Source organism: Mycobacterium sp. SA01, assembly GCF_041287105.1.
Lineage (GTDB): Bacteria > Actinomycetota > Actinomycetes > Mycobacteriales > Mycobacteriaceae > Mycobacterium.
In genome coordinates, this window is record NZ_JBGGNO010000012.1 from 63,214 (window position 1) to 79,049 (window position 15,836).

Genomic DNA, 15,836 nt, shown 5'->3' on the forward strand with positions numbered 1-15,836 from the left:
GTCAACCTACCGCTGGGTAGGCACCCTTGGTCATTACCGTTCGATGACGAGCGGTAACGTGCGTACCGGCTTGGGCGCCACCGAGGTGTCCCCGCGAATTGAACTGCGAACTGTAAGCGGCACGGGAACCGTGCCGCGTCAACGGACAGGAGTATCGGATGGAGATCTCGGGCAAGAAGGTGGTCGTCGTAGGCGGCGCATCGGGCTTCGGACGGGCAAGCGCTGAGCTGCTGGCCTCGCGCGGCGCCAAGGTGGCGATCCTGGACCGCGAAGGCACCGACGGCCCCGAGGTCGCGTCCAGTGTGGGCGGCCCCTTCATGCCGGTCGACGTCACCGACTTCGCGGGCACCGAGAAGGTGCTTGCCGAGGCGGTCGAGGCGCTGGGTGGCCTGCACGTCGTGCTGACCACCGCGGGCGGCGGTGTCGCGGAGAAGACGTTCGGCAAGAACGGCCCGCACGCCCTGGAGACCTTCCAGAGCACGATCAACCTCAACCTGATCGCCAGCTTCAACATCAGCCGGCTGGCGGCCGCGCACATGGCCAACAACGAGCCCGAAGACGAAGAGCGCGGCGTCATCATCAACACCGCCTCGATCGCCGCGTTCGAAGGTCAGATCGGCCAGGTGGCCTACACCGCAGCCAAGGCCGGCATCGCCGGCATGTGCCTGACCATGGCCCGTGACCTCGGCCCGGTCGGCATTCGCGCGCTCGCGATCGCACCGAGCCTGTTCGCCACCGGCCTGACCAAGGGCATTCCCGACGAGTTCGCCAAGGCGCTGACCAAGGACGCCGCCTTCCCGAAGCGGCTCGGCCGCCCCGAGGAATTCGCCAAGCTGGTCGCCGCGATCGTCGACAACCCGATGCTCAACGGCCAGTGCATCCGTCTCGACGCCGGGCAGCGCTTCGCCCCCAAGTGATCCGGCCGCCATACTGCGGTCTCGACCGGCTGTGGTAAGGCATTAGAGGAATGGGCACCGCCGCCTCGAGGAGGATCCGATGGGTATCGCACTGACCGACGACCACCGTGAACTCAGCGAGGTGGCGCGCTCATTTCTGAGCACGCAGAAGGCCAGGGCGGCGGCGCGCGCACTGCTCGCCGACGACGCCGAGGAGACGACACCGCCGTTCTGGGCCGAGCTGGCCGGCTTGGGCTGGCTCGGACTGCACGTCGACGAGCAGTACGGCGGTTCGGGTTTCGGGTTGCCCGAACTGGTGGTCGTCATCGACGAGCTCGGACGCGCGGTGGCGCCCGGTCCGTTCGTGCCGACCGTCGTCGCATCCGCGGTGGTGTCGGCGATGGGCAGCGACGAGCAGAAGGCGCGACTCCTTCCTGGTCTGGTCGACGGATCCGTCACTGCCGCAGTCGGATTCGGTGGCAACCTCACCGTCACCGGTGACACCGCCGATGGCGACGCCGGCGTGGTCCTCGGCGCCGGACTCGCCGACCTGCTGGTGCTCGTCGCCGGTGACGACGTGCTGCTGGTGCAGCGAAGCGCCGACGGGGTCTCGGTCGAACTGCCGGGCAGCCTCGACCGGGCGCGCCGCTCCGGGCGGGTGACGCTGCGCGACGTCTCGGTGGCCGGCAATGTGCTGGCCGGGGCGCGCACCGCGGCGCTGGCCCTGGCGCGCACCCTGTTCGCGGCAGAGGCCGCGGGCGGAGCGTCGGACTGTGTGGACACCGCCGTCGAATACGCCAAGGTGCGTGAGCAGTTCGGCCGCACCATCGCAACCTTCCAGGCGATCAAGCATCACTGCGCTGACATGATCGTCGGCTCCGAGTCTGCGGTCGCCGTCGTGTGGGATGCCGCCCGCGCTTTCACCGACGATCCGAAGCAGTTCGAACTGGTCGCCGCCGCGGCGGCTGCATTGGCGTTCCCGGCTTATGTTCGCAACGCGGAGTTGAACATTCAAGTGCACGGCGGCATCGGCTTCACCTGGGAGCACGACGCGCATCTGCATCTGCGACGGGCACTGACCGTGCAGGCGATCCTCGGCGGGGACGGGCCGGCCACCGACGTGTTCACCCTGACCGACGCCGGCCACGGCCGCGCCAACAGCCTGGACCTGCCACCCGAGGCCGACGAGCTGCGCACTCAAATCCGCTCTGATGCAGCCGAACTCGCCAAACTGGACGACAAGGCGCAGCTCGACGAGCTGATCGCCACCGGGTACGTCATGCCGCACTGGCCCAAGCCGTGGGGTCGTGCTGCCGGTGCCGTCGAGCAGCTGCTGATCGAAGAGGAGTTCGCCGCCGCCGGGGTCAAGCGGCCGGACTACGGCATCACCGGCTGGGTGATCCTGACCCTGGTTCAGCACGGAACCCCTTCTCAGATCGAGCGATTCGTCGAGAAGGCACTGCGCAAAGATGAGATCTGGTGCCAGCTGTTCTCCGAACCGTCGGCGGGTTCGGACGCCGCGGCGGTCAAGACCCGGGCCACCCGCGTGGACGGCGGATGGAAGATCACCGGCCAGAAGGTATGGACCAGCGGGGCGCACTACTGCAAGCGCGGCTTGGCCACCGTACGTACCGATTTCGACGTGCCCAAGCATGCCGGCATCACGACGGTGATCCTGGACATGGAGGCTCCGGGCGTGGAGGTCCGGCCCCTGCGTCAGATCACCGGCGGCGCGGACTTCAACGAGGTGTTCTTCAACGACGTGTTCGTCCCCGACGAGGATGTCGTCGGCGAACCGAACGCCGGGTGGACCGTCGCGCGCGCCACGCTGGGCAACGAGCGGGTGAGCATCGGCGGCGGCGCAGGCACGATCGCGCCCGCGGCGGCGTGGCTGGTGTCGCTGACCAAGGCTCACAGCGACCGGGTCGCCGGTGCGGTCCAGTGGGTCGGCCGGTTCCTGGCTCGGGACCAGGCGCTGCGCCTGCTGAACCTGCGCCGCGTAGTTCGCGCGCTGGAGGGCGCCGGGCCCGGCCCGGAAGGCAACATCACCAAACTCATTCTGGCCGAACAGTTCCAGGAGCAGGGCACCATCGCCGCTGCCCTCGTCGGGCCGGAGGCGGCGCTCGACGGTGGCGAGGGTGAATTGGCGGGCCGGGCGGCACTGGGGTCGCGTGCACTGTCCATCGCCGGCGGCACCTCGGAGATCACCCGCAACCAGATCGCCGAGCGCATCCTCGGCATGCCGCGTGATCCGCTGATCAAGTAGTCGCGGATACCTGCCTGAGGGACTGAGCGTGCCGCGGGCAACCGCCGAGATCTACCTCATGGTCATGGTTGCGCCTCAATCGCGACCATGATGTCGATTTCGCGGCGATCGGCTGCCAGCGCCGACCGCGATGTCCCGGTGAACAGATCCGCAATCTTGTCCGCCGAGACCGGTTTCGGGCATGCTGCGGGGCGTGGCAGGCACCGACTCACTGGTTCTGGGCGCGAGCGGTTTCCTGGGCTCGCATGTGACGCGGCAGTTGGTGGAGCGCGGCGACACCGTCCGCGTCATGCTCCGCAAGTCCAGCTCCACGCGCGGCATCGACGACCTGCCCGTACGACGGTTCTACGGCGACATCTTCGATGACGCCGCGCTGAAGGAGGCGATGGACGGCTGCGACGTCGTCTACTACTGCGTCGTCGACACCCGGGCACACCTGCGCGATCCGGCACCGCTGTACCGCACCAACGTCGAAGGTCTGCGTCACGTTCTCGATACCGCCGTGAACGCCGATCTGCGCAAGTTCGTCTTCACCAGCACCATCGGGACGATCGGATTGGGCACCGGTGGAGTCGTGAACGAGGACACCCCGGTCAACTGGGGCGGCAAGGGCGGCGGCTACATCGGCTCGCGGATCGCGGCCGAGGAGCTGGTTCTGGACTACAGCCGCGACAAGGCGTTGCCTGCCGTGGCGCTCTGCGTATCCAACACGTACGGCGCAGGCGATTGGCAGCCCACTCCGCACGGGTCGCTGGTGGCCGCCGCCGCGGCCGGCAAGTTGCCGTTCTATATGGCCGGGATGGCGACGGAGGTCGTCGGCATCACCGACGCCGCCCGAGCACTGTTGCTGGCCGCCGACCACGGCCGGGTGGGGGAGCGCTACATCATCTCCGAGCGCTATCTGCCCTACCGCGAGCTCTACGAGACGGCAGCCCGCGCGGCCGGTCGGCCGGCGCCCCGGGTGGGAATCCCCAAACCGGTAATGAACGCGATCGGGGTCCTCGGCGGTGCAGCCGCCGCGCTCAGCCGACGTGACCTGCCGCTGAATCCGACCACCGTGCGGCTGATGGGGATCATGGCACCGATGGATCACGGCAAGGCAACCCGCGAACTCGGGTGGCACCCGCGCGACGTACACGAGTCGATCCGGGAAGCGGTCGAGTTCTTCGATCAGCGACGACGCCAGCGGGCTCGCTGAGAATCCCTCAGGTTTGCCGACGGGTGACTACGCTCGTGACGTGCCTGCGGCCCGGCTGATCCACGGATCACGAAGCGGGGCCGCGTGAGCGTCTCGCGTACTCGCGACCGGATCGGATTCGCCGCCGGCTTGTTCGGCTGGGTCGCCTTGCCCTATCTGGCCGGGTCGGTGTTGTCGTGGCAGACCTTTGGTGCCGGTATCGGACCCGCGTTCTTCCCGCCGGCCGGGGTGACGGTGGCGGCCATGCTGCTGACCCGCCGGACGATGTGGCCGGTGATCGTCGCAGCGATCGTGGTCGCCGAGCTCGCCGTCGACCTTCGCTACGGAGCGGGGTGGCAATCGGCGGTTGGATTCGCGGTGGCCAACTCGGTGGAGCCGCTGGTCGGGGCCTCATTGGTGCTGGCGTGGTGCAAGGGACCGCCTGATCTGCGCAAGCGTGAGGACCTGGCACGATTCGTGGCCGGAGCCATGGTGTTGGGCCCGCTGGCGGGCGGCGTGATCGGCGGGCTGACCAGCTCTCTGCGCACCCAGGTCGACTGGGGCATGGCTGTCCTGCACTGGTGGGCCGGCGACGGGGTCGGTGTCTTGATGATCGGCGCACCAATCCTGTTGTGGCCAGTCCAATCCCACATCCTTCGATCGCGGATGCTGGAGACCGTGCTGGTCCTGACCGGCATGGCCGTGCTGACCGTGGTCTCGTTCCGCCTCTCGCTTCCCCCCGCGCTGTTCCTGCTACCGGTGATGGCGTGGGCGGCCCTACGTCTGGACATGATCGGCGCGGCCCTCTGCGGCGGCGCGCTGGCGTTCACCGCCAACGGCATGGCCAACGCCGGATACTCGACCTTCGAGAACCTCGATCTGCACCGCCCGGGCCAGTTGGCGATCGCCCAGGCGTTCATCGCGGTGGTTGTGCTGGTCGCGATGCTGACCGCGCAGGAAGCCGGGGGGCGTGTCACTGCGGTCAGGCAACACCAGGCCGAACAGCGTGAACGGGCCCGCCTCGAGACGCTCGCCAACCTCGGCCGGTTGCTGTCGGGGGCGTTCACCCAGAAACAGATCGGTGACGCGGTCATCGGTCAGGTGATCAATGACGCAGGCGCGCACGCAGTTGCGGTGGGCCTGGTCAATGACGAAGGCGCCACCCTCGAGTGGGTGGGGATGGGTGGCTATCCCGAATTCGTGGTCAACGAGCTCCACGAAAGTGTGGCGGTCAGTGAGCCCACTGCGGCCACCGACGCGGTCCGCACCGGTCAGCCGGTGGTGATCCGCACCGTGGCCGAATATCGCCGGCGATACCCCGACAACGCCAAGTGGATGGTCGCAAGCGGCGGCGCGGCCGTCGTGAGCTGGCCGTTGACCGTGGGCGGCAAGGCAATCGGAGCGCTGGTATTGGCCTGGGCCGACACCCAGCCGCTGGACACCGCGCAACTCGCCTACACCTCGGCGGTCGCGACGATGATCGGCCAGGCGCTGGTGCGGGCACGCATGTACGACGACGAACACGCCCGCGCGGCGGTGTTGCAGGCGGCTGTTCTGCCTACCAGTCCGATTCCGATCGACGGAGTCGACGTCGGGGTGAGTTACGAGCCGGCCGATCTGGTGCAGGGCCTCGGCGGCGACTGGTACGACGCGCTCGAATTGTCGCACGGCCGAACGTATCTGGCGGTCGGCGATGTGGTGGGCCACGGGCTGCCCGCCGTCGAGGACATGGCTCAACTGCGCAGCGCCGGGCGGGCGCTGGCGTTACAAGGGTTGGCGCCCGCACAGTTGCTATCGGCACTCAACGCGTTCACCCGTCACGCCAGCAACGGAAAATTCGCGACGATGGCTGTGGCGCTGCTGGATTCGTCCTCGTCCACCTTGTGCTACGCCTCGGCCGGGCATCCGCCGCTGTTGCTGCGGCGGGCGTCGACCGGGACGGTCATCCGATTGGCCGGTGCGCACGGCCCCGTACTGGGTCCGATCGAGCGGGCGTCCTACAGCGAGGGCAATGTCGAGGTGGGGGAGGGTGACCTCCTCGTCATGTACACCGACGGGCTCATCGAACGTCGCGGCCAGGACATCGAATCAGGAATGGTGCGCGTCGAGCGCATCGTCGCCGACTGGCGGGGAGACGAGGCTTTGCCGTCGGCGTGCCGGGAACTGACCCAGAGCCTCGCGCCGCCGCCCCGCAACGACGATGTCTGCGCCGTCGCGATACGCTTTGCAGTTGGCATGAGCAGCAATGCTTTCCGGGAATCAACCGACCGTTGAGCAACATCGAGGACCGGGCCGCCGAAGTTCCCGGAACGCTTGACTCGGCCGCCGTCGGTGCGCTGACCACCTGGGTGCGGGACAGCGGAATCGGTTCGCGGGTCAGCGATGTCGAACCGCTTGCCGGCGGAACCCAGAACGTGGTGGTGCGGATGCGTGTCGACGACCGCCGCCTGGTGCTGCGCAGGCCGCCGCCCCACCCGCGCCCCAACAGCAATCGCACCATGCAGCGCGAGATCGCGGTGCTGCAGACGTTGGCCGGAAGCTCGGTGCCCCATCCCGAATTCGTGGCCGGCTGCGACGACCTCGGCGTGCTCGGTGTCGTCTTCTACCTGATGGAGGATGTCGACGGCTTCAACCCGGCGACCGAGGTGGCCCCCGCGTACGTCGCCGACCCATGGCTGCGGCATCAGGTGGGTCTGAACTACGCGGCAGACCTGGCCCGCCTGAGCGCAGCGCTGTGGCGGGGTCGCCCGTTGCAGCAGCTGCACCGTCCGGGTTCCTTTCTGGCGCGCCAGGTTCCGAACTTCCTCGCGCTGCTCGACAGCTACCGGCACGAGAACTACCGGCCGGAGATGCTGGAAGTCAGCCGCCTCGCGGACTGGCTCGGTGAACACCGGCCGCCCGACGGTGAGCCGGGCATCATGCACGGCGACGCACACCTCAACAACGTGCTGCTACGTCGCGACGTCCCCGAGGTCGCGGCGTTCGTGGACTGGGAGATGTGCACCATCGGTGATCCGTTGCTGGATCTGGGCTGGATCCTGGTGTGCTGGCCCGACGATCCGGACCCGATCAATGCTGGCCGGGAGTTGGCCGCATTCGGAGGGTTGCCGTCGCGCACCGAATTGGTCGCCGCGTACGCCGACGCCGGCGGCCGCCCCACCGGACACCTGAACTGGTACATCGCAATGGCGTGCTTCAAGCTGGCGATCGTCATCGAGGGCACGTACTCGCGGTATCTGGCCGGCCAGGCACACCGCGAAGCCGGTGAGCGGCTGCATGATTCGGCGAGCCGGCTGATCGCCCTCGGCGTACAGGTCGCGACGGGCGACAACCCGTTCGTCTAGCGGCCGGGCTGGCTGCCCTGCCCGCAGGTGCACTGCTGGGCGGGTGGCACGTCGCGCATCACCTGGTCGACGTGCTCGCCACAACCCGCCCAAGTGGTTTTGTGGCAGCGTGGGCATTCGACGGGATAGCACATATCAACTCCTCTGGGGTGAAAGCTTAGGGCGACGATAACCCGTTTGCGTCGCCTGCCCGGGCAGGTCTAACCTTGGCGACCATGCACCGTGTGCTTGCCGTAGTAACCGCCCGCAGCGGGGTCTGATCCAGACCGACCCCCCGCTGTGGGTCGAAAACTACGCCGTCGGTCAGCCTCCTCTGGACGAGAAGACCGATTCACATGAGTCCGCACAGCACCACAATCTTTGAACCTGCTCCGCGCTTCTGCGCTCCGCTGCCCGCGGAACTGCGCCAACACGCCCAAACGATGTCGTGGAGCGCATTCACCGACACATTCAGCCCCAGCGGTGGACCCGTTCGGCTGGGGTCGTGGGAGTGCGACGACCGCTCCTCCCGGTCGGGTCCGCAGCCGCACCGATTCTGCGCGACGCTTGCCGTGGGCGACCGCATCGAGAGTGCGACCGTGCACGCCAGTGGTCCGGTCGCAGCGCTGACGGCGATGCTCTACGACCGGGGTATCGGCGTCGAGATGACCCGATTCCACCAGTTGGCCGCCGGGTCGCACACCGCGACCTTTGTGCAGGGCAGCGACGGACGACGCCGGGAATGGGCGATGGGCTGGGCGGAGGATCCCACCCAGTCGGCGCTGCGCGCCGTCATCGCCTGCGCGAACCGGCTGATCGGCTGACCGCCGGTCAGTGCAGCGGGCGCAGCACAATCGGCATGCCGTCCATCGGCACGGGCATGCCCGCGTAGTCGTAGTGGGGCTGGTAGCCCGGGTGCGGGAGCTCGAGGCGGTACTTGCGCAGCAGGCGATGCATGACGGTCTTGATCTCCAGCTGCCCGAAAACCATCCCGATGCACTTGTGCGCGCCGCCGCCGAACGGAGCGAACGCGTAGCGATGCCGCTTGTGCTCGTTGCGCGGCTCGGCGAAGCGATCAGGGTCGAACTTCTCCGGATCGGTCCACAGCTCGGGCAGCCGGTGGTTCAGTCCGGGCCAGACGTTGACGTTGGTGCCGGCCGGGATGAAGAAGCCCAGCAGTTCGGTGTCGCGCACCGCCTGGCGCACGTTGAACGGCAGCGGGGTGACCATCCGCAGCGACTCGTTGATCACCAGGTCGAGGGTTTCCAGCTTCTCCAGCGCCTCGATATCCAGCGGCCCGTCGCCGAGCCGGTCGGACTCGTCGCGGCAGCGTTCCTGCCATTCGGGGTTCGCGGCGAGCTGGTTGGCCATCGTCGTCAGCGTCGACGTCGAGGTGTCGTGTGCGGCCATCATCAGGAAGATCATGTGGTTGACGATGTCGTCGTCGGTGAACGTGTTGCCGTCGTCGTCGGCGGTGTGGCAGAGCACCGTCAACATGTCGGTGCCCTCGGCGTTGCGGCGTTCCTTGAGCCGCTCGCTGAAGTAGTCCTCCAGTACCTTGCGGGCCTGCAGTCCACGCCACCACTTGAACGGCGGAACGGAGGTGCGGATGATCGCCCCACCGGCGCGGGTGGTCATGGTGAACGCCGCGTTCACCTTGGTCACCAGGTCGTGGTCGGATCCGGGCTCGTGGCCCATGAACACCACCGACGCGATGTCCAGGGTGAGCTCCTTGACCGCCGGGTGGAACAGGAAGCGCGGGTCGTTGGCTACCCAGTCGTCGGCGATGACCTGCGAGGCGACCCGGTCGATGTGCTCGACGTAGCCGGACAGCCGGGTGCGGGTGAACGCCTCCTGCATGATGCGCCGGTGGTACATGTGCTCGTCGAAGTCGAGCATCATCAGGCCGCGGTTGAAGAACGGCCCGATGACCGGATGCCAGCCCTTCTGGGAGAAGTCCTTGTTCTTGTTCGAGAACACCGCCTGGGTGGCGTCGGGTCCCAATGCGGTGACCGCGGGCAGGGCCGGGGAGTAGGCGTAGTGGATCGGTCCGTACTTGCGGTAGACCTGCATCAGATATTCGGGGCCGCCGCGAAAGGTCTCGATCATGTGGCCGAGCAGCGGGAGCCCCGAATCGCCCATGACCGTCTTGAGGCCGCTGCCAGCGGGCGCCTTGGCCAGCTCGAACTGCGGCCAATCGCGCTCACGGAGCCGCTTTTCGACCGCACCCATGCCGGGGATGGTGTTGAGGGTGGGCGTGAATCGGCGACGAGCCTGATCCAGCAGGTAGTGGGGGGTACTGATGGTCGCCATCGACGCTCCTCGGGAAACAGAGAACAGGCATTCTTGCCGGCCGGATGTGGCCAGCACCACAGGTTTGCTCCATCCTGGCCAACTTTCTTGACGCATGTCAAGTTTCACTTCGCCCCCGGCGTGGTGCAAGGTGAACGGGTGACCGCTCAGCAAGACCCCGTCGAGGCGCCGCGTCGCCGTGGCGACAAGCAGCGGCACGCCATCGTCCAGGCGGTTCGCGAGCTGCTCGAAGAGAAGCCGTTCGCCGAGCTCTCGGTCAGCACGATCAGCGATCGGGCCGGGGTCGCGCGTTCCGGCTTCTACTTCTACTTCGACTCCAAGTACGCCGTGCTGGCCCACATCGTCGGCGAGGCCGCCCACGAACTCGAGGAACTCACCCACTCGTTCGCCCCGCGCGGACCCGCCGAGACCCCGACGGCGTTCGCGGAACGCATGGTGCGCAGCGCCGCCGTGGTTTATGCGCACAACGATCCGGTGATGTCGGCCTGCAACGCCGCCCGCCACACCGACGCCGAGATCCGCGAGATCCTGGACCGCTACAACGACGCGGTGATCGATCAGATCGTGCCGATCGTCGAAGCCGAGATCCGCAACGGCACCGCCGACCCGATCAGCGACGACATTCACGGGCTGGTCCGGATCCTCACGGCGACAACCGCGATGACGCTCTCCGTGGAGACCGCATTCGTCGGACCGCACCGCGACCTCGACAAAGCGGTGCGCATCCTGGAAAAGCTGTGGCTGCACGCGTTGTGGGGCGGACGGGTCGGCGACTGATCGATGGCTGACGGCTTCGCGGGCAAGAGGGTGTTCATCACGGGCGCAGCCAGCGGCATCGGCCGGGCCACCGCTCTTCGGCTGGCCCGCGACGGGGCCGAGCTGTATCTGACCGATATCAACGCCGACGGCCTGGAACAGACCGTTGCCGAGGCACGTGCGCTTGGCGCCGAGGTTCCCGAGCATCGCGCGCTGGACATTTCCGACTACGACGCGGTGGCCGGGTTCGCCGCCGACATCCACACCCGCCGGCCCGCGATGGACATCGTCATGAACATCGCCGGGATCTCGGCGTGGGGGACCGTCGATCAGCTCACCCACCACCATTGGCGGTCGATGGTTGACGTCAACCTGATGGGCCCGATCCACGTCATCGAGACGTTCCTGCCGCCGATGTTGGCCGCCGGCCGCGGCGGCCAATTGGTCAACGTGTCATCGGCAGCGGGACTGGTCGCACTGCCGTGGCATGCCGCCTACAGCGCGAGCAAGTATGGCCTGCGCGGACTTTCGGAGGTACTGCGCTTCGATCTGGCCCGCCACGACATCGGGGTCTCACTCGTGGTGCCCGGCGCCGTCGACACCCCGTTGGTGCAGACGGTCCAGATCGCCGGCGTGGATCGCGACCATCCCAAGGTGCAGCGGTGGGTCAAGCGGTTCAGTGGGCACGCTGTCTCGCCGGAGAAAGTCGCCGACAAGATCCTGGCCGGTGTCACCAAGAACCGTTTCCTGATCTACACCTCGGTCGATATTCGCGCCTTCTACGCGTTCAAACGGCTGGCGTGGTGGCCGTACAGCGTCGCGATGCGACGGGTGAACGTGTTCTTCACGCGCGTGTTGCGCCCGCGTGGAGCGACATCGAGTCCGCCGGGCTGAACCGGCGTCATCCGAGCGGGACTGTCCTACTTGGTGTTCCGGTCGATTCCCAGTGCGTCGGTCATTGTGACGAAGAGATCGGTCTGATCCGTCAGCCCGGCGACGTTGCCTGCTCGTGGACCGTAGGCGGCCAGCCGCACCTGGGTGCCGGTGTGGGTCTCGTCCTCGACGCCGACATCCGCCGACGTGCCATAACTGACGATCATCGGTGCATCGTCGGCAGTGGTCAGCACCCTGGTGAGGCCCGGATACATCACGTCGCGCACCCGCTCGATGGGCTGCTTGGAATCCTCCGACAAGGCCCGCAGGTCGTCCTCGCTGTACTCCTCGACGATCTGGCTGGTGTGCCCGTGATCGGCGGTCAAGATGACCAGTGTGTTTCCGTCCTTGCGCGCGAAGTCGAGCGCCTTGGACACCGCGGCGTCCAGGTCGACCGTCTCGCCGATCTGGCCACACGGGTCGGCGGCGTGGTCGCGCTTGTCGATCGATGCGCCTTCCACTTGGAGGAAGAAGCCTTTGTCCTTGCCGGCCTGGTTCGTCGACAAGACGTCGATGGCCTTCTGCGTCATATCGGCCAACTTCGGCACGCTCGCAGTGTGTTTGGGATTGTCAGTGCATTTCGACGCGGGCTGCAGGTAGCCCTGCCGCACGGCCGGTCCACCCGTCCAGCTCACCGGCATGTTGCCGTCGGCGAACAGCCCCAGCACCGGTGCATCCTTGTCCGCCTTGGTGACGGCGGCCAATTCGGCTGCGGTGCGGACGATCTGGTAACCGCGCTCCTTTGCCTGGACCTCGAGCGTCTTGCCCGCGAAATCTCCTCCGGCCGCGGTCTGGTTGAACGTCTCGAAGCCACCGCCGAGGGTGATGTCCGGCCGCGCCGCCAGCATCTGCTCGGTCACCGATCCCGGGCCGCCGCTTTCCAACGTCTCGGTCTTGCAGTCCTTCGCCGTCTCCTCGGGCCCGTAGCAATCCCGTTCGCTGATGTGGGAGAACAGCGCCGCAGGGGTGGCGTCCTGGATTGCGGCAGTGCTCACGTCGCCGGTGGCGAAGCCCTGGGCCTTGGCCAGCTCCAGGATGGTGGCGTGTTTGGCGCCCTTGATGTCGATGCCGAGTGCCCCGTTGTAGGTCTTGACGCCGGTGGACCAGCCGGTGGCACTTGCCGCCGAGTCGGTGACGTAGTTGGGTTTGCCGTTCTTGTGTAGTGCGTAGGTGGTGTACTGCCCCGTCAGCGGGAGTGCGTCGATACCGTCGAAAGCGCCCGCGGCACCCTTCGCGTAGTTGCGGGCGATGGTGATCTCCGAATCGCCCATACCGTCGCCGATGAGAAGGATGATGTTTTTCGCCTTGGCGTCAGAGATGTTCGCGCTCAGGGCTTTCGACTGGTCGCCGGACAACCTGCGGGCCCCACCAGGGGCGGCAATGTCACCGTGGGCGGCACGGCTGACGGTGTCCCCAACGGAACTCTTCTGATCGGTGCCGGCGCATGCCGCCAGTGGTAGGACCACCACGACGCCGACGATCGCTGTCACTCTCCCGTATCTGCTGGCGGCCACCCGATGCTCCTTGTCTGCTGTGTATTGCCTGGGGATTCAACGGGGTTGAGGTGAACGCCGATCGACCAGGAAGCAAACGGTTCGGCGAGGTTTGGCTACGCGGGTGGGGCCAGTTCCAGGCGCACCCCGAGCAGGCGCACCGGCCGGTCGAGGTCGAAGAGGTCGAGCACGCGCAGTGCAGCGGCTGTGATCACCTCGCCGGCGACGGTCGGCTCGTCGAGTTTGCGGATCTTGGTGCGGGTGTAGAACGTGTTGGTGCGCACCGTGACCGCCACCCGGGTGACGATGCGCGACTGGGCGACGACGTCGGTGAGCGCGTGGCGCGCCAGATCGACGATCGCCGCCTCCATGTCGGCGCGCTCGGTCAGGTCGCGCGGAAATGTCATGACGTGACTGCGGGACCGCGGAATCCACGGCTCGGCGCTGACCGTCGTGTCGCCGCCGCCTTTGGCCAGCAGTAACAGCCACAGGCCGGTGCGCGGTCCGAACGTCGCGGTGAGCAATTCGGCATCGGCTGACGCGAGCTCTCGCACCGTCGTAATACCGAGGGCGGCAAGCTTTTTCGTGGTCTTCGGTCCGACACCCCACAGCGCGTCCACCGGGCGGGCGCCCATCTGCTCCATCCAGTTGGCATCGGTGAGCGTGTACACGCCGTCGGGTTTGCCGAAGCCGGTCGCGACCTTGGCCCGCTGTTTGTTATCGCTGATGCCCACCGAACAGACCAGCCCGGTCTCGGCGGCGATCACGGTGCGGATCCGCTCGGCCAGCTCCACCGGGTCGGCGACCCGGGCGCCGACGTAGGCCTCGTCCCAGCCCCACACCTCGACCGGGTGGCCGAGATCGCGGAGCAGACCCATCACCTGGTCGGAGGCTTCGTCGTAGGCGGGCGGATCCGAGGGCAGGAACGTCGCATTTGGACACTTGCGCGCTGCGCTACGCAACGGCATCCCCGCGTGCACGCCGAAGCCGCGGGCCTCATACGACGCACAGGTCACGACCTTGCGTGGCTCGGTGGGATCGCCACTTCCGCCGACGATCACCGGTAAGCCCACGAGTTCGGGGTGGCGGCGCAGTTCGACCGAGGCCAGGAACTGATCGAGGTCGACGTGCAGGACCCAGTCACGGGCGGGTGGTGCGGTCACGTCCCGCACAGCTTGCGCGCAACGCTGTCCCACGCATCGCCCAGGGTGTCCAGCGAGCGGCCCCGATCGAGGAGCTGACGGCTGACGTAGTCGGCGTCGAGCAGCGCGAGCAGCGCATCGGCCTGCGCGTCGAGATCGCCGGTGCTGCCTGCGGCCTGCAGAAGCACCCGGATGTGGGTGTGCATCACCGCGAACGGCGCACTGTAACGGGAATCGGGATCGCGGTTGGCGTCGAGAAGCAGGTCGCGGTGGGTCTGCACGAAGCGCAGCCGTTCGCGCCCGAAGGCCAGAAGTCGTTGCAGCGGTGGGGCCTCCGGGCCCAGTGGAGCCGGTCCGAACAGGAAGGCCTGCTGGATCGCGCGCTCGTCCTCGTCGAGCAGGACCATCATCAGCCCGGCGCGGCTGCCGAAGCGCCGGAACAACGTGCCCTTGCCGACACCCGCGGCGGCGGCGATGTCGTCCATGGAGACCGCATCGGCGCCGCGTTCGGCGATCAGGGTGCGGGCCGCGTCGAGCAGTAGCAGCCGGTTTCGGGCGGCGTCGCCCCGTTCCTGCGGCGCGGACAGGGGCAGCTCATTGGCCCCGGAGATCGCGCTCACTCTCACACTTTAGCTCAGCGGGAAATAAACCGGACCATGGTCCGGTTCTGCCGTGGGAGGATCGCGAACGACTGAAGGGATTGCGACATGGCGGACATCAATGTGCTGGCACTCGTAGGCAGCTTGCGGGCGGCCTCGGTCAATCGCCAGCTGGCAGAGCTCGCGGCGGAAGCGGCGCCGGACGGTGTCACCGTCACCGTGTACGACGGGCTGGGAGACCTGCCGCACTACAACGAGGACCTCGACACCGAGGATGCCCCCGCTCCCGTGGTGGCATTGCGGGCCGCGGCCGCGCAGGCCGACGCGGCTCTGGTGGTGACCCCGGAATACAACGGGAGCATTCCCGGTGTGCTCAAGAACGCGATCGACTGGTTGTCGCGGCCGTACGGCAACGGCGCGCTGAAGGACAAGCCGCTGGCGGTCATCGGGTCGGCCCTCGGTCAATACGGCGGGGTCTGGGCGCACGACGAGACCCGCAAGTCGTTCGGTATCGCCGGCCCCAGGGTGGTGGAGTCGCTGAAGCTGTCGGTGCCGTCCACGACCTTCGACGGCAAGCATCCGCGGGAGAACTCCGACGTGTCCGCCGCGGTGCGTGACGTGGTCGGCAAGCTCGCCGCCGAGGTGGGCTGACCGCTTAGTTATCGCTCGCAAAGCCGCCGGTGCCGTCGTGCCGGCGGCTTTTGCTATTCGAGTGAATTCGTCGCCCCGGATCACCGGCGATGTCGGAGCCCGGTGGTACATCTAGGGCTGGTTGGTGCCGTTCGGCGTGTTGTGACATGCGACACGCCGGGCAAGGAAGGGGTGAAGGGCTTACGACCAGGGAATTTCAAGATTGTTATTCAGAACATGTTGTATCTCTTCTCGCTGTCGGACACTAGATGTAGTGTTTGACAAAGGTGGCAGGGTCCGCCGGTGAA

At 67.3% G+C, this 15,836-nt stretch carries 13 protein-coding genes; 9 read left to right on the forward strand and 4 right to left on the reverse strand.

Annotated elements, in window-relative coordinates; genetic code table 11:
* Positions 1-158: 158 nt before the first annotated feature.
* From AB4879_RS03740 to AB4879_RS03765, 6 genes are all read left to right on the forward strand, one after another.
* Positions 159-917 (forward strand): SDR family NAD(P)-dependent oxidoreductase, encoded by a 759-nt coding sequence (locus tag AB4879_RS03740; RefSeq protein WP_370506495.1) that lies wholly within the window; start codon positions 159-161, stop codon positions 915-917.
* A 79-nt stretch (positions 918-996) separates the two neighbouring features.
* Complete coding sequence (locus AB4879_RS03745) at positions 997-3,162, forward strand: acyl-CoA dehydrogenase (protein WP_370506496.1); 2,166 nt, start codon at positions 997-999, stop codon at positions 3,160-3,162.
* A 193-nt stretch (positions 3,163-3,355) separates the two neighbouring features.
* Positions 3,356-4,360: an NAD-dependent epimerase/dehydratase family protein gene (locus tag AB4879_RS03750; protein ID WP_370506497.1), complete on the forward strand. Its 1,005-nt coding sequence runs from the start codon at positions 3,356-3,358 to the stop codon at positions 4,358-4,360.
* Positions 4,361-4,444: 84 nt separating this feature from the next.
* Positions 4,445-6,613, forward strand: a complete 2,169-nt coding sequence (locus AB4879_RS03755) for a SpoIIE family protein phosphatase (RefSeq protein ID WP_370506498.1) — start codon at positions 4,445-4,447, stop codon at positions 6,611-6,613.
* Between the two features lie 5 nt (positions 6,614-6,618).
* Complete coding sequence (locus tag AB4879_RS03760) at positions 6,619-7,683, forward strand: phosphotransferase family protein (protein WP_370506551.1); 1,065 nt, start codon at positions 6,619-6,621, stop codon at positions 7,681-7,683.
* A 335-nt stretch (positions 7,684-8,018) separates the two neighbouring features.
* The gene (locus AB4879_RS03765) at positions 8,019-8,486 is read left to right on the forward strand and encodes a homocitrate synthase (protein ID WP_370506499.1); all 468 of its coding nucleotides are present in this window, start codon (positions 8,019-8,021) and stop codon (positions 8,484-8,486) included.
* A 7-nt stretch (positions 8,487-8,493) separates the two neighbouring features.
* Here the strand turns inward: AB4879_RS03765 and AB4879_RS03770 are convergent, their stop codons facing one another.
* Positions 8,494-9,975: a cytochrome P450 gene (locus tag AB4879_RS03770; RefSeq protein ID WP_102808943.1), complete on the reverse strand. Its 1,482-nt coding sequence runs from the start codon at positions 9,973-9,975 to the stop codon at positions 8,494-8,496.
* 138 nt (positions 9,976-10,113) lie between these two features.
* On the opposite strand from AB4879_RS03770, the gene AB4879_RS03775 reads away from it, so the two are divergent.
* Positions 10,114-10,752: a TetR/AcrR family transcriptional regulator gene (locus tag AB4879_RS03775; protein WP_102808998.1), complete on the forward strand. Its 639-nt coding sequence runs from the start codon at positions 10,114-10,116 to the stop codon at positions 10,750-10,752.
* Between the two features lie 3 nt (positions 10,753-10,755).
* Positions 10,756-11,625: an SDR family oxidoreductase gene (locus AB4879_RS03780; RefSeq protein ID WP_370506500.1), complete on the forward strand. Its 870-nt coding sequence runs from the start codon at positions 10,756-10,758 to the stop codon at positions 11,623-11,625.
* Between the two features lie 26 nt (positions 11,626-11,651).
* Here the strand turns inward: AB4879_RS03780 and phoA are convergent, their stop codons facing one another.
* The 3 genes from phoA to AB4879_RS03795 form a co-directional block, all read right to left on the reverse strand.
* On the reverse strand, positions 11,652-13,178 hold the full coding sequence (gene phoA, locus AB4879_RS03785; RefSeq protein WP_370506501.1) for an alkaline phosphatase: 1,527 nt from the start codon (positions 13,176-13,178) through the stop codon (positions 11,652-11,654).
* A gap of 95 nt (positions 13,179-13,273) precedes the next feature.
* Entirely contained in the window at positions 13,274-14,320 is a 1,047-nt protein-coding gene (locus AB4879_RS03790) for a DNA polymerase IV (protein WP_370506502.1), read from the reverse strand.
* Positions 14,317-14,919 carry a TetR/AcrR family transcriptional regulator gene (locus AB4879_RS03795; protein ID WP_199189986.1) on the reverse strand — a complete coding sequence of 201 codons (603 nt, stop codon included), beginning with the start codon at positions 14,917-14,919 and terminating at the stop codon, positions 14,317-14,319. The genes AB4879_RS03790 and AB4879_RS03795 overlap by 4 nt, the downstream gene beginning before the upstream one ends.
* 87 nt (positions 14,920-15,006) lie before the next feature.
* On the opposite strand from AB4879_RS03795, the gene AB4879_RS03800 reads away from it, so the two are divergent.
* Positions 15,007-15,549, forward strand: coding sequence for an NAD(P)H-dependent oxidoreductase (locus AB4879_RS03800; protein WP_102808939.1), 543 nt, complete (start codon positions 15,007-15,009; stop codon positions 15,547-15,549).
* The last annotated feature ends 287 nt before the right edge of the window (positions 15,550-15,836 follow it).

What these genes read in the sequence shown, in the direction of transcription:
- AB4879_RS03740 (WP_370506495.1), top strand. Translation starts at nt 159, where the DNA reads ATGGAGATCTCGGGCAAGAAGGTGGTCGTCGTAGGCGGCGCATCGGGC.
- AB4879_RS03745 (WP_370506496.1), top strand. Translation starts at nt 997, where the DNA reads ATGGGTATCGCACTGACCGACGACCACCGTGAACTCAGCGAGGTGGCG.
- AB4879_RS03765 (WP_370506499.1), top strand. Translation starts at nt 8,019, where the DNA reads ATGAGTCCGCACAGCACCACAATCTTTGAACCTGCTCCGCGCTTCTGC.
- AB4879_RS03770 (WP_102808943.1), bottom strand. Translation starts at nt 9,975, where the DNA reads ATGGCGACCATCAGTACCCCCCACTACCTGCTGGATCAGGCTCGTCGC.
- AB4879_RS03780 (WP_370506500.1), top strand. Translation starts at nt 10,756, where the DNA reads ATGGCTGACGGCTTCGCGGGCAAGAGGGTGTTCATCACGGGCGCAGCC.
- AB4879_RS03800 (WP_102808939.1), top strand. Translation starts at nt 15,007, where the DNA reads ATGGCGGACATCAATGTGCTGGCACTCGTAGGCAGCTTGCGGGCGGCC.